The organism is Paenochrobactrum sp. BZR 201-1 (genome assembly GCF_044987585.2).
GTDB lineage: Bacteria > Pseudomonadota > Alphaproteobacteria > Rhizobiales > Rhizobiaceae > Paenochrobactrum > Paenochrobactrum pullorum.
In genome coordinates, this window is sequence record NZ_JBJDRZ020000001.1 from 140,811 (window position 1) to 153,717 (window position 12,907).

Annotated in this window: 19 protein-coding genes and 1 tRNA gene; 5 read left to right on the forward strand and 15 right to left on the reverse strand. The window is 47.5% G+C overall.

Annotation, left to right across the window (positions count from 1 at the left end; all coding sequences use genetic code 11):
- Nucleotides 1-2: 2 nt before the first annotated feature.
- Nucleotides 3-1,154, reverse strand: a complete 1,152-nt coding sequence (locus tag ACI0FR_RS00810) for a CobW family GTP-binding protein (protein WP_404906804.1) — start codon at nucleotides 1,152-1,154, stop codon at nucleotides 3-5.
- 46 nt (nucleotides 1,155-1,200) lie between these two features.
- A complete protein-coding gene (locus ACI0FR_RS00815; protein ID WP_404906803.1) occupies nucleotides 1,201-2,304 on the reverse strand; it encodes a D-alanyl-D-alanine carboxypeptidase family protein in 1,104 nt (367 codons plus the stop codon).
- 181 nt (nucleotides 2,305-2,485) lie between these two features.
- On the opposite strand from ACI0FR_RS00815, the gene ACI0FR_RS00820 reads away from it, so the two are divergent.
- From ACI0FR_RS00820 to ACI0FR_RS00840, 5 genes are all read left to right on the forward strand, one after another.
- Nucleotides 2,486-3,649 (forward strand): M20 aminoacylase family protein, encoded by a 1,164-nt coding sequence (locus ACI0FR_RS00820; RefSeq protein WP_404906802.1) that lies wholly within the window; start codon nucleotides 2,486-2,488, stop codon nucleotides 3,647-3,649.
- Nucleotides 3,650-3,749: 100 nt separating this feature from the next.
- Nucleotides 3,750-3,826, forward strand: a tRNA-Arg gene (locus tag ACI0FR_RS00825).
- Nucleotides 3,827-4,064: 238 nt separating this feature from the next.
- The gene (locus tag ACI0FR_RS00830) at nucleotides 4,065-4,544 is read left to right on the forward strand and encodes a hypothetical protein (protein ID WP_404906801.1); all 480 of its coding nucleotides are present in this window, start codon (nucleotides 4,065-4,067) and stop codon (nucleotides 4,542-4,544) included.
- A 75-nt stretch (nucleotides 4,545-4,619) separates the two neighbouring features.
- Entirely contained in the window at nucleotides 4,620-4,787 is a 168-nt protein-coding gene (locus ACI0FR_RS00835; protein ID WP_404909739.1) for a ribosome modulation factor, read from the forward strand.
- Nucleotides 4,788-4,911: 124 nt separating this feature from the next.
- Nucleotides 4,912-5,142 (forward strand): hypothetical protein, encoded by a 231-nt coding sequence (locus ACI0FR_RS00840; protein ID WP_404906799.1) that lies wholly within the window; start codon nucleotides 4,912-4,914, stop codon nucleotides 5,140-5,142.
- Nucleotides 5,143-5,271: 129 nt separating this feature from the next.
- On the opposite strand, the gene ACI0FR_RS00845 is transcribed toward ACI0FR_RS00840, so the two are convergent.
- From ACI0FR_RS00845 to ACI0FR_RS00905, 13 genes are all read right to left on the reverse strand, one after another.
- A complete protein-coding gene (locus ACI0FR_RS00845; protein ID WP_404909737.1) occupies nucleotides 5,272-6,258 on the reverse strand; it encodes an Abi family protein in 987 nt (328 codons plus the stop codon).
- Nucleotides 6,259-6,453: 195 nt separating this feature from the next.
- The gene (locus ACI0FR_RS00850; protein ID WP_404906797.1) at nucleotides 6,454-6,954 is read right to left on the reverse strand and encodes a hypothetical protein; all 501 of its coding nucleotides are present in this window, start codon (nucleotides 6,952-6,954) and stop codon (nucleotides 6,454-6,456) included.
- A gap of 115 nt (nucleotides 6,955-7,069) precedes the next feature.
- Nucleotides 7,070-7,657 (reverse strand): hypothetical protein, encoded by a 588-nt coding sequence (locus ACI0FR_RS00855; RefSeq protein ID WP_404906796.1) that lies wholly within the window; start codon nucleotides 7,655-7,657, stop codon nucleotides 7,070-7,072.
- A 441-nt stretch (nucleotides 7,658-8,098) separates the two neighbouring features.
- Complete coding sequence (locus ACI0FR_RS00860) at nucleotides 8,099-8,461, reverse strand: HNH endonuclease (RefSeq protein WP_404906795.1); 363 nt, start codon at nucleotides 8,459-8,461, stop codon at nucleotides 8,099-8,101.
- A 92-nt stretch (nucleotides 8,462-8,553) separates the two neighbouring features.
- Nucleotides 8,554-9,774: a phage major capsid protein gene (locus ACI0FR_RS00865; protein WP_404906794.1), complete on the reverse strand. Its 1,221-nt coding sequence runs from the start codon at nucleotides 9,772-9,774 to the stop codon at nucleotides 8,554-8,556.
- 1 nt (nucleotide 9,775) lies between these two features.
- Nucleotides 9,776-10,459 (reverse strand): HK97 family phage prohead protease, encoded by a 684-nt coding sequence (locus ACI0FR_RS00870; protein ID WP_404906793.1) that lies wholly within the window; start codon nucleotides 10,457-10,459, stop codon nucleotides 9,776-9,778.
- 167 nt (nucleotides 10,460-10,626) lie between these two features.
- Nucleotides 10,627-10,794 carry a hypothetical protein gene (locus ACI0FR_RS00875; RefSeq protein ID WP_404906792.1) on the reverse strand — a complete coding sequence of 56 codons (168 nt, stop codon included), beginning with the start codon at nucleotides 10,792-10,794 and terminating at the stop codon, nucleotides 10,627-10,629.
- Nucleotides 10,791-10,967: a hypothetical protein gene (locus ACI0FR_RS00880; RefSeq protein ID WP_404906791.1), complete on the reverse strand. Its 177-nt coding sequence runs from the start codon at nucleotides 10,965-10,967 to the stop codon at nucleotides 10,791-10,793. Before ACI0FR_RS00880 ends, ACI0FR_RS00875 begins: the two co-directional genes overlap by 4 nt.
- Nucleotides 10,964-11,128, reverse strand: a complete 165-nt coding sequence (locus tag ACI0FR_RS00885; protein WP_404906790.1) for a hypothetical protein — start codon at nucleotides 11,126-11,128, stop codon at nucleotides 10,964-10,966. Before ACI0FR_RS00885 ends, ACI0FR_RS00880 begins: the two co-directional genes overlap by 4 nt.
- The gene (locus tag ACI0FR_RS00890) at nucleotides 11,125-11,880 is read right to left on the reverse strand and encodes a hypothetical protein (RefSeq protein ID WP_404906789.1); all 756 of its coding nucleotides are present in this window, start codon (nucleotides 11,878-11,880) and stop codon (nucleotides 11,125-11,127) included. Before ACI0FR_RS00890 ends, ACI0FR_RS00885 begins: the two co-directional genes overlap by 4 nt.
- A 189-nt stretch (nucleotides 11,881-12,069) precedes the next feature.
- Nucleotides 12,070-12,345, reverse strand: a complete 276-nt coding sequence (locus ACI0FR_RS00895) for a hypothetical protein (protein WP_404906788.1) — start codon at nucleotides 12,343-12,345, stop codon at nucleotides 12,070-12,072.
- Complete coding sequence (locus tag ACI0FR_RS00900; protein WP_404906787.1) at nucleotides 12,342-12,695, reverse strand: hypothetical protein; 354 nt, start codon at nucleotides 12,693-12,695, stop codon at nucleotides 12,342-12,344. The genes ACI0FR_RS00895 and ACI0FR_RS00900 overlap by 4 nt, the downstream gene beginning before the upstream one ends.
- The gene (locus ACI0FR_RS00905) at nucleotides 12,692-12,880 is read right to left on the reverse strand and encodes a DNA-binding protein (RefSeq protein WP_404906786.1); all 189 of its coding nucleotides are present in this window, start codon (nucleotides 12,878-12,880) and stop codon (nucleotides 12,692-12,694) included. The genes ACI0FR_RS00900 and ACI0FR_RS00905 overlap by 4 nt, the downstream gene beginning before the upstream one ends.
- Between the last annotated feature and the right edge of the window lie 27 nt (nucleotides 12,881-12,907).

The following is a 12,907-nucleotide window of genomic DNA, read 5'->3' on the forward strand; positions in this document are numbered from 1 at the left end:
ACTTACTTCAGTCTAAAGCCGGGAATAGCCAACGGATTATCCGTCATTGCAGCCCCATCTGCCTGGTCAATGCCAGGCCGGCCTAAGAATGCATTGAACAAATCGCGGATATAGTTTTCATCCAGATCTTTGACGATCATCACCAGCACAGTCTGCGGCTTGCCTTCCGGCCATTGCGGCAGACGTGCAGGCGGATGGAAAATCTTTTGCACACCGTGAATGACCAGCGGGCGATCCGGATCTTCTGCAATCTGCACAATACCCTTGACCCGCAAGAGTTTGTCACCATGGCTTGAGCGCAATAGATCAACAAACATCTCGAAAGCAGAAAACGGCACCGGCAGATCATGCTTTAATGCAAAAGTGCGAATAGCCGTATCATGATGATGGTGGTGATGCTCATGGCTGCAATCTTCGCCACAAACATGATCATGCGCATGATCGTGATCATGTTTGTGATGATCCTCATCATCAAAAACATCTGCATTCAGCCAGCGCTGCACGTCGGCTGTTTTCTTTTCCGGATTATAAAGACCGCATTCAAACAGGTTTGCATAATCGGTTCGTTGATCTGAAACATTCAACAATTCGGCTGATGGATTAAGCAGGCGAATACGCTGCAACAAATGCTCATAAGCGACCTTGTCATCAACCAGATCGGTTTTGGTGATAATGATACGGTCAGCCATCGCAATCTGCTTCACCGCTTCTTCATGCGCATCCATGGTAGCCATCGCATTGACAGCATCAATCGTTGTCAGCACACCATCCAAGCGGAAAGCCTGCAACAAAACCGGATGCCCCATAATGGCATTCAGAACCGGCCCCGGATCAGCCAAGCCTGTGGTTTCAATCACCACACGTTTTAAAGCTTTCAGCTGACCGGTTTGCAAGCGGTCAATCAGATCGGCCAGTGTGTCGACCAGCTCACCACGCACAGTGCAACAAATACAACCGTCAGCAAGCTCGATCACGCCATCGCTGGATTGTTCGACCAGCAAATGATCAATGCTGATTTCGCCAAATTCATTGATGATCACAGCCGTATCGGTGAGTGCAGGATCTTTCAGCAATCGGTTTAACAGGGTGGTTTTTCCCGAACCGAGAAATCCTGTCAGAACGGAAACGGGAATAGGATGGCTGAACGCACTCATGACTTGATCTTACTTCCTGACGGACATTAAAATTTAAACTTCAGTTTCAAGAACCGCGCTTTGCCGGACGCTGAAGCGGGATCGGCACTTGTGAAATATGCAACTGGCCCGGTTTGGTTTCCGGTGCCTTTTGCGTCAAGCCCACTGTAATTGCGCGTGGCTCATGCTTGATATCGTGAATATAGGGGGAGTTTATTTGCATATACCCTTCCACCTCACGACCATCCCAGCGCGCTGCAATCGCTTCCTGATTACAAATCTGCGCCCGCAAATCCGCTGCAACATTAATGTTTTGACCATAAGGTGCCAGACTTCGCAAATCCGGTGCATTGGCTGCATTACCGCGGAAAGCTGTTTCCATCAGTTCGGCAGATTTAGCAGCACGGGTTTCCTGACGTTCCGCACCCAGCACCACCGACATCACTGTTCTGCCCTGACGCGTTGCCGAAGCCACCAGATTAAAGCCGGAAGCGCAAATAAAGCCGGTTTTCATACCATCTGCACCATTATAACGGCCAAGCAGAATATTACCGTTGAGCTCCTGACGGTGACCATCAGTGAAATCGAGCGCCTCAACGTTAAAATAATGCGCATATTGCGGAAACTGCTGACGCAGTGCCATACCCAATATCGCCAGATCACGTGCAGTCGTGTAATTTTGCGGATCAGGAAGACCGTGCGGATTAACAAAATGAGAGCTGCTCATTCCTAAACGTGCAGCCTCGGTATTCATCATTTTGGCAAAACCATTGACGCTGCCGCCCAAGGTTTCAGCAACCGCCACTGATACGTCATTGGCCGATTTGACCATCATGATTTTCAGTGCTGTATCAAGCGTCATCACTGAGCCGGATTTATAGCCCATTTTGCTTGGCGGTTCCTTGGCAGCGGTTACACTGATACGCACCGGCGTATCTGGTGTGACCTGCCCTGCTTCCAGCATACGGAACGCAACATAAGCGCTCATCATCTTGGTGAGCGAAGCCGGATACCAGCGCTGGAAAGCATCTTCATGGTCATAAACTTTGCCCGTTGCCACATCCACCACAATATATGGCGCTGCCACCGCGCCATTTAAGGCCGCACAACTTAATACAGTTGCGGTTAAGGCCGTTATGGAGAGGCAACATTTGATCAGTTTCAATAACATTAATTTAATTCCGTTCTGGTGCCGCTTAAAATATTCAGCATGACGTATCTAAGGCATGTGGCATAGAAAAGGCAAACAGGCATTGCTCTCATTGATGCAAAAGTAATAGTCTGTGGCAGGGAAACCACCCAAGAGTCACCGGCGACCACGCCGGTTTACTGATCAATTTCGGAGCTCATCTATGCCAGTGCTAAATCGTGCCGTTGAAATGCAATCGGAAGTCTCTGAATGGCGCCGTTATCTGCACCAAAATCCTGAATTGCTCTATGATGTTTTCAACACCGCGAAATTCGTCGAAGAAAAGCTAAAAAGCTTTGGCTGCGATGAAGTAGTAACAGGCATCGGACGCACCGGTGTTGTGGCCATCATCAAAGGCCGCCACGGTGACGGCCCTGTTATTGGTCTGCGTGCCGATATGGATGCACTTCCTATTCAGGAAACCAGCGGTGTGGAATGGGCTTCCCAAACAGACGGCAAAGCGCATTCTTGCGGCCATGACGGCCACACAGCCATGCTGCTCGGCACTGCACAATATTTAAGCGAAACACGCAATTTCCGTGGCTCTGTCGCATTGATTTTCCAGCCAGCTGAAGAAGGTGGCGCGGGCGGTCTTGCCATGATTGAAGACGGTTTACTGGAAAAATTCCAGATCCGCGAAGTCTATGGCTTGCATAACCGGCCTGGCATTCCATTGGGTGAATTTGCCATCTGTAAAGGCCCTATCATGGCAGCAACCGATGAGTTCGACATCATCATCTCCGGTAAAGGCGGTCATGCGGCCATGCCGCACATCACCATTGATCCGGTTGTAGCGGGCGCACAATTAATCACCACTTTGCAAGCCATTGTTTCACGCCGCACCAACCCGTTGGACTCGCTCGTTGTGTCGGTGACAAAGTTCCACGCCGGTGACGCCCATAATGTCATCCCGCAGCAAGCACGCCTTGCCGGAACAGTGCGTAGTTTAAGCAAAACCACCCGTATAGAAGCTGAAGAGGCGATCCGCGCAGCCGCTGCCGGTATCGCCACCCTCACCGGCTCTTCGATTGAAGTCAAATACCAGAAAAATTATCCGGTTACTCTCAATCATGATGCTGAAACCGATTTTTCTGCCCGCATTGCCAAACAGATTGTTGGTGAAGCCAATGTGGATACCCAAACCCCGCCAATGATGGCAGGTGAAGATTTCTCCTATATGCTGGAAAAATGTCCGGGCAGTTATATTTTCCTTGGCAATGGCGATAGCGCCGGACTGCATCATCCGGCCTATGATTTTAATGATGATGCCATTCCTTATGGCATCAGCTATTTCGTGCAAGTTGTTGAAACCGCATTGGCTGCTTGATAATTTACGCTTTCCCAAGGCCTGTGCTGCCAATTTCTCATTGATGGCACAGGTTTTCGGGTTGGCGAAATTGACAAAACACAGTATGTGTTGCCTCGATGGTCCCGTAGCTCAGTAGGATAGAGCGACAGATTCCTAATCTGTAGGCCACTGGTTCGAATCCAGTCGGGATCACCAATAAAATCAATTACTTAAACAAATACCCACCTTAAAATCATGCTGCAACATGTTGCAAATGACTATCCATAGATTCCAATGGGTTACACTGAGTCGCGGCGGCTCCACGCGACATGAAATGCAACATGGTGACATTAAGTCGGGGCAACCTTACGATCAAATCGTACGGTTGAAAGCGACATGGATTGACGTTTCTCCCCACTTCTGCAAGTCCTTACAATGAACCAAGGGGTAACGAATGGAAAATGATCTACCTTACTTTATTAGGATTGTTGCAGCCCTCGGTCCGCTTTTTATAGGTGCCTCAGTAGCATATGTTGCATGGAGACAATGGCGCACTGCCCGGGATAAAATCTTATTGGATATTTTTGATAAACGGTTTGCTGTGTATATGGATGTAAGACGCTTAGCTAGCATTTACCTGCAAATGAAAGAATTACCACAAAACGAGATTTCTCTTCCGCATGAGATTGTTGCCAAAGGACGGTTTCTATTCGGGAAAGATGTTAACGATATTCTTAATGAGATTTACAACCTCAGCTATCTTGCACCATACGATCATAGCGCGAGAAACCAAATAACCCAAAAACTGAATGAATTTGTTGAAGTAGCGGAAGCCTACATGCTTATCGACGCCAAACGAAATCGGTCATGGGCTGAATGGTTCAATGAAAAAAACCAACAACGATTGAGCTATGATGACTCCAAACGAAAATAGATAGACTGAGCAAGTTTGAGCCCCCTTGACCACCCGCCGCGCCTCTGCCAGCTTACGGGAAACGGAGGGGAGTTAATGATGCCTAAAAAAGATCAAGAGGATTTAATTCAAGAAGCTTTCGAACGTGGTGCAAAAGATCGCCGCGAAGGAAATAATGTAAATCCTTACGACGGTGACATTGGCCCAGAAGCAGCGGCGTGGGAGCAAGGCTGGCTACAAGATGAACGTGATCATCACGGATGAACAAGTGGCAGTGAAGCAAGCATAATCAGACGTAACGCCCTGTCACAGAGTGGATGTGATGCACGCCATCAATCTTTGATCATTTACTAAACCGTTGACAGCTTTTTATAAAATAGGAGGGAGTATGCAGGTAAAATTCTTTGATACCGACAATTTCGATCACGGTGGGCTTGCCACTCTAAACTTGGACTACCTACCATTAGTCGGTGATCTCATTGAACTCAATGAAAGTTATTTCCGTGTTGTAAAGAGGCTCTTGCAAATCGATAACGGCGACATGTGCGCTTGGATCGACGTGGCAAAGGTCGATGATCTATACGGGGAAGTATCTTTCTATAATGCCATTACCGTTTGATGCAAGGAGCAGGTTTAAGCCTGCTCCACTATCGCCATAAATCTCATGACAGCGTGCGAGGTTAAACAGCCTGGGTCATGCAGGAAACTGTGATTGGCTGGAGTTAGTAGCCCTCGTTCCTACGTCGAGCTAAATAAAAAGATCCTCTTGAAAACCCTTTTCATCCGGGAGGCCCATACTTGAAAATGGGCATGTCGGTATATCCGGTTTTTTATTCACAATGTCTGCTACTTCTAGTAGCCAATGAGAGTTAGGTCCTATCTGCCGTACTAAGTACCAGATAACAGCAATCATTCCATAAATTCGGTTTAACCCATCAGTTGTAAGACTTATTTTTTGAAAATATGGGTCCCCATTCGGTACAACCAAGGCACTTGATTGGCGCTGGTTCCATACTCTGGCATGATGTGCGCACCGATTTCTCAATATATTGATCTCTTTTAACCAAGAGACTAATATTTTGGGCGATGAGATATTAAGCCTACGGCATATTCTGTTTTGATGGCTAGCCTTCAATATTTCAAAGTATTTCGAAATCGTCCCTAAATCCCAAGCTTCAATTACAACCCAAAAAGGCATGACGATACCATTACTTCTGTGCCAAAGAATATAATCTTCTTTTGAACGGCCGACTTGACTGTTCTGTCTCGCTATCCAGTCAGAATATATATTCCCTATAGAGCCGTCTTTTTTGATGAAATTTTTAGTTTGTTTCGGATTGATAAAGGAGCTGTTTTGATATGCTAAAGGGTCATGATAACCCATTTCATGGGCAATAATCGATCGAACTTGAACTTCAATACGTTCGATCGCATCTAGTAAAGCGATGCGTAATTTTTTATCGAAGAGGTATAAGTCAAATACCTTCTCAAATGTAGTGTTTTCAGTGAAGTCATCATCTCTTAGAGGCGCGTTAGTGACATTACAGATGACAGTCTGACCATAGTCATCTACTTTAAATCTGCGACACGGGTACCAAAAACCACTTAGGCGGTAATAACCAACTTGTGCTAATTTTCGCTCCATTCGATTGCGATTGGCTGTTGTCATGCCCCTTGCTTCTAACAAGGTGCAAAGATCAGCATACGATTTAAATGGTTTAGGGCCTGCCGCCATATGAGATAAATCTCGCCAAAAAAACGAAGGCCCAAACATGATACCGAACAAGTCGATAACAGAGGTCTGGGCGCTGTTATGACAAGAGCTATGTAACATCGGGTGTGATGTCAACTCAAATTGATCATATATTTTTCTAATGCGACTAAATGCTCACCCTAAAAGATCATCTCAATCATTAGTAATATCGCATACTTAAGCCGCGATACCCTCTAAATCCTTTGACGTTGCCCTGTGGCGGGCTTTCTCGCTGTCATAGGCTCGCATAAGTGTTTTGTAATTGGGGGCTTTATTTGACCGCTTGCCTTCACGATGCATGGATAGCATCAGAAACAGCATTCCAGCTATTCCTTGGCGTTGGCCGACAAATCCTGACAGATGGCGGCACTCCCACATAATAAAGCCCATGGGGACATGATCCCACGCCTCAAGCCATCCGCTCATGTCTGTTTCGATCCAGTCAGAACATGCTCTCACAAGGTCACTGACAGCCCATAGGCTGTATTGGTCGATCAGCCCTTGCTTGCCAGCTGTTTCGGCCAGAGTAGCCATGACAATGCGCGCATGGCCTTCACCGTGTTTTGCTATCAGCCGGCTGATTGTCGCCAAGGCTCTCGTCTGACCAGGTTCGGGATATCTGGTGGCGGGAATAATCTCTATGTCGAACTCTGCGCAAAGCTCATGAGCTGTGATCATGTTGATATGGCCTATTCGCTAAATGTTGGCTTTATAAACACTACCACATTTAATGAACAATAGAATTCTATTCAGATACATTAAGTTGACAATATCAATCTAATCACGAAGCTTTCTATATAATATCGTACAGTAGCCAAATAAAACTGATCTGGCAGACAATTGCCGTGATAAGGAGAAGCCATTGCATTCTCTGCTGTCGCGCATAAATAGCAGCTCCAAAAACCACAACAAAAAAACCATTCCGCAATAGATACCCCATTCCCAATTTATGGAAATGATCCATGCCCTTTAGAGCTGTATCAGCAAAATCAACCAAGAAAATCGCTATCAAAATGCCAAAAAACCAACTGCGGCGTGACATGAAATAATGCTCGAACCCAGAATAGCCTTCCATACTATCGGGAAATAAAAGGCTGCAGGCTAGAAAATGCAAACTGGCAAAGAAAATAAGAAAAAGGTAAGCCTCAAATCTCCACACCAGTGTCTGGTTTAAATATAATTCATACCACCAAAAATGAACGACAGTCAGAAACGTGAATACAACCCACCCTAGATGAATGGGGTATATATTCTTTCGCTGTGGGTGTTGAATGATACGAGCAACGCCCATTAGTAGTCGTGAAATACTGAGACCAAGCACAATTCCCATAATGACACGCACATGAGTAAAGACTTCTACGCTCGAAATATTAACGTCCATTGCCTCCCCCTGACTTCATCCTAAATTAGATTATTATTTATTTAGTTCAGGATTCTCTATTTAATAATGATGCTGAAAGGAATTTAAATTTCATTCTTTTTGTTGAAGCTACTTAAGTTAATTCCACTCACTCGTCGCAGCGCGAAAAAGGAAAACTCCCACGCCGGTCTGCGCTCAGATCAAAAGTCGGGGCATTGGAACCGGATAAACTGCCAGTAATCAGTAACTGTTAAGTTGTTAAGTCTGCCGAAAATAAAATGTTAAGTCTTAACGCTGGCAAACACACTGGAAAGCCTACAAATGATGGGTTTCAGTCTAAAACTGGGTTGTTTTATTTCTGTCAGACTTAACAAAATTGATCAGCAGGAAAAAATATCTCCGTGGGGGGAACGCGGGTACGCGCTGATCGACCTTTTCAGACTTTCACCCCCGCCCCCCCCATCATCGATAGAGCCTTGCCTGATTGTCTTGGCGCTGTTTCTCGCCGTCATGGCAGGACTTGCAAAGGCATTGCAGGTTAGTCTCATCCCAGAACATGCGTTCATTGCCGCCATGTACTTGGATGTGGTCGCAAACAAGCTGAGACGTGTCTGGTTCAATGCGCTTGCACATCTGGCAGGTGAACAGATCACGCGTGAATATCATCAGGCGTAGCTTCTGCCAGCGCGCTACACGATACCACCGCCGCCAAGGCTCTTGCCTTACTCGATGCTCATCACGACTGCGCTGACTGCCCGGTGTGGGGCCAAGCAACGGCTTCATAGTCGTAAGCAATGGTTTGATCATCTTTAGTTTCTTAGCCATTCCCATTCTCCAATAAAAAAAGGGCGGTGCGCCAAGGAGTATCCGCACCGCCCCATAACCCACGCGGGGCATGACAACCCGCTAGGTGTGGGCTATTCGCCTGTTGGTGTTGTTGGGAATGAACCATGCGTAAGAGCTGCACCGCGCTTAACTGCCAAGCCGATACGTTCTTCACAAAGAACAGTCACAAGGTTGCGTGTGAAGTCATCAGCCACATAGCCAACTTCGATACGTGCTTCCCAGCGGTCATAGAGCGTGGCCGCTGATTGGAATTGTCCAACGAGGAAGGTTCCTTTTACCATTGAAGCAGTATCAACCACTGGCAGACCAAACAGAACACGTGCAGGGTTCGTGGCAGGATTACCAAGCAGGTATTCATCATTCTTGTTCTTGAGCAAACGCATCTGCATCCAGTCAGCAGGATGAACAACAATGCCGTCAGCCGGCAAATCTTCCAATGCGTTTTGCAGGATAGCAAGGCCAAGCGTATCAATGCTATTTGCAGTGCCTGCCACTACACCAGCAGGAGCAGCGAATGCTGTTGCACTTGGCACAAGTCCTTTCAGGTTCTGACCTGTACCGTCACCATAGAGCAATTGCGCTTCTTCTTTGATCTTCAAGCCATAGATCAATTCACCATCAATGATGCTCATGAGTTGTGGCATGTCATCGAGAACCTGACGCGATGCCTTCATCCAATGGGCCAAGGTACGAATTGGAACCGTTGCAAGCGCCAGCTGCATATCACTGCCTGGCTTAAGCTCACCTTCAGCTACCATTGCAGCATTGTTATTAGATCCTGCCTGCATCAGCACTTCAACGCTGTTACCGCTCACCTGAACGACTGGAAGCAGATCACGGATGCTTAAGCGGCGCTTTGGCAGACCAACATAATCACTGTCACGGTAAGGCACTACACCGGCACCGACCGAGCCAGCAGCATCGGTTGTGGCCGAGGTGAGTGTCGACTTAATTTGAATGCTTGCGCTGCCACGACCCGATACAGACTTTTCAGCAAAGTTCTGCATGTCTTCATCGCGAATAACGCTATAGCCGATAGTATCATCTTCACGACTTGGAGCTGGAACATTGCCAAGGGCATTTTTTACCGCCATCTCATCCATGTATTTTTCAAGCGATTTGATGCGGTCATTGCTGGCACCAAGCTTGGTCATAACTTCAGCGGCATGATCACCAAATTTCTTCGCAATGTTCTCAAGCGGGTCGCCGCCATCCTTGATGCGAAGTGGTGCGGCCGATGCTGCAAGATGGGTGATTGCTGCGGTGGTGGTGTGATTTTTAATCAGATTCATATTATAACTTTCTCAATTGCTGTGTGGCGCGATCAATCATGTCGGCCAGTTCAAATGCTTTCTCATGATCGGCACCAGCGAGCGCTTGCCAGCCACCGGCTGCAATTCGTGTAGAAGCGGCGCGTGAAAGACCATTTTCGCGAAGCATGTCGATCAGTTCGGATTTTGATTGAAGCGTCTTTACGCTCGTTACGAGAGCGCGGCGATTAGCTGGAAATACGACTGCGCTGACTTCCACCAGATCAACATCTGTTAAAAGTGTTGCGCCATTTTGATCTTTCCGCTGTCCGTTCGGTGCAGTCCTAAACCCGATAGAAAACCCGGTAGCATCCCCATGTACGATATGAGCATGAGCATCTTTTCCGTGGCTGGTTTCTAGATTGAGCTTACCCTTAACAAACAGACCGAAGTCATCTTCGTACATGTCTGTCCACTTGCCGATTGGTTGTGTCTGGTTATGGCTCCAGAGCATTGCCGGCATAGTGCCGTTTGCCCGATGCTCTTTCAGGGTACGAGTGAAAGCACCTTTCTGAACAACTTCGCCGTAACTGTCTGGGTTGCCGCCGAACGCGCTGGCATAGCCCTCAATGGTTCCAGCTTCCGAACCGGACGAGAACTTAACTTCGAGCGTTGGTGACAGTCGCAAGGACTGTACAGAGCTTTTAATATGTAGGGGGTTTTTCATTTATCACCTACGGTTACGTGGAAACACTGGGCAAACTGCCCGTTTTGTGCTTCGCGCTCGGTTTGGTAGCCGATACTGCCGAAGGTGATTGTCGTCTTTGCTCCCGGCCAGCCAGTGAGCAGAACGATCAATTCTGCGAATGTGTATAGCTGAATTCAGCACAACAATCAATCCTCCACCTTCAAGCGTCTGGCAATAGTCAGCGCCAAAACGGCATCTTTCCCTGTCAGGTCAAATCGCTCACGGATTACAGTCACAAGTGGGGTTCCATAAGCATGGCGGGTTGTTGCCACCCAATGCGCGGCTTCATTCACTTTGGGGTCATATGCAATCATAATGCCCTCGCTCTGATCAGGTTTGCTTCTGCCACAGCCTCGGTTGCTTCCAGCATGGTCAAATCAAACAGCTTCATCATTTCAGGAATGATCGGCTGGGGCTTGTGATGCTGTGGAATAGTAGCCAGCCATTGACCAGCCTCAACAACACGGGGATTAATTTGACGTGTCATGCGCGTTTCCTTTCTTGGAATACAGCCACTCGCCCGTCACCTTTGTAATTTGGGATATCGTAGATTACTTCCATTGCCGCCTTACGGATAATCCGAGGCATTGCATCAATCACGTTCGAAGGCTTCTCATCTGCCCATGTGAAAAGATCTAGCTGGCTCATGCTACCGCCCCCTTAGCTTCGCGTTTCCAATTATCAACGACCCGTGGGAAAAGAGTTCCAGACATGATGCGCTGAATTGCTATTTCCATATGCTTGGATGGAATTTGCATAGCCTTCACAAAAGCCTTGGCATCAGCTGGATTACTTAGCTTGGGAAAAGGATCACCAGAGCCACTTGAGTTAGCGTACTCAGTAACTGTGTCAGCCTCACTCCCTGTGGTATATATATATGTGTCCGATGGGTGCGACTGTGAAACGTCAAAAATAGGCATCACAGTCCGATGGGTGCGACTGTGAGCACTTTTTTGAGCCACTTTTTCAACTGTACAGTCCGATGCATGCGACTGTGTGTCCGATGCATGCGACTGTTGTTTTTTCTTCGGCTCCCATTTCATAAATGTTTTTGTCGGTAATTCGCCAGTCACATCACATGTATATTCAGTCAAACGCCATTCAGTGGCAGCTCTGTTTTTAACATTGAATGCACTAGCTTTAGTCTTCACAATGAAGCCGTAACCAACCAGAGCATCCAGAGCGCGACCGGCTGTATCGCGCCCCATGTTGATCTCTTCGGCAAGCTCTCGGAGACCCAACCCAATACGGCCATTATTCACACCGTCATACCGCCACTTCACCTCAATATAAACGGCACGCTCAACCGGTGTGAGTGCCTTCCATGCAGGGCTACGCTTCACGTAGCTATCAATCATGATGAATTTAGATTTGCCTTTCCTCTTAAACTTGTTGCTCATCGGTCATACCTCTCAATGAAGGCTGCATAAGCACGGTCAGCACGTTTACACGCCCAGAGTGCAAGCCACTGCCAGAACCGGTTACGGAGTATGTATAAGAGCATCATGCTTCACCTCCCAACGCTGGACAGATTGCCAGCGCAAGCCGACGAGCGGCCTTGAGGATAAAACGGGCTATGGTCACACGGATTAAGCGCATTGTTTGCCCTCAACTGCTTGCGGGTACAAACGAGCCATAAACTCACGCTCAAGCCTCTCCGACCTGCTCACCACGTCATTCCATGCAAAGCACAGATGCCCTAGTTCATCCGGTGTGATCGTGATGCGGTGGCTTGTATCGTATCGAGCCGTTGCCCCAACACTGCTATCTAACAACTCAGCCAGAATGCCGGACATGCACTTGAGCGCTCGGAAATCATATTCAATTTCTTTGAGACTAGAGATAATCGCCTTGTCATTGCTCATTGTGCTGCCTCACACGCTGACTGCCAATGTGTTTTGATCTGGTCGCTATAAGTGCTGATCAAAGCAGCAGCAAAGAACATGTCTGAAACGTCTCGTTGTGTCAGATGCCAATAATCAGGATTACCAGTGACTTTAGTAGGAAGCACAGTGAAGTTATCCTGTAGTAACCGGTTCATAATTGAAACGGCGCTCTCCATGTCACAGATAGGGTCTTCCATACCCATCACTTGATCACGCTGTGACCGCGTGGTATTTGTCTGCATATTGAATTCTTTCTTAGAACAGGGAATTTCAATTTGGCTCGGTTTTGAGGTTGCCGCCTCTGCCGAGCCTTTTGTTTTCTGGGTCATGCTGCTTTTCCCTTGAAGAAGGCGATCAATTCGCCACGTTCAGCACACCATCGTCCCCCAACTTTTTTTGCAGGGATTTGCCCAGAGCTTGCCATGTGGAAAGCCTGCCGATCCGTTCTGCCTATCAACTTTGCGATTGCGTTGATGCCCCAGATCATCTCAATTTTATCGTCTCTGTCTGCCATTGAAAGCCGTCCTGATTAAAGTAATTT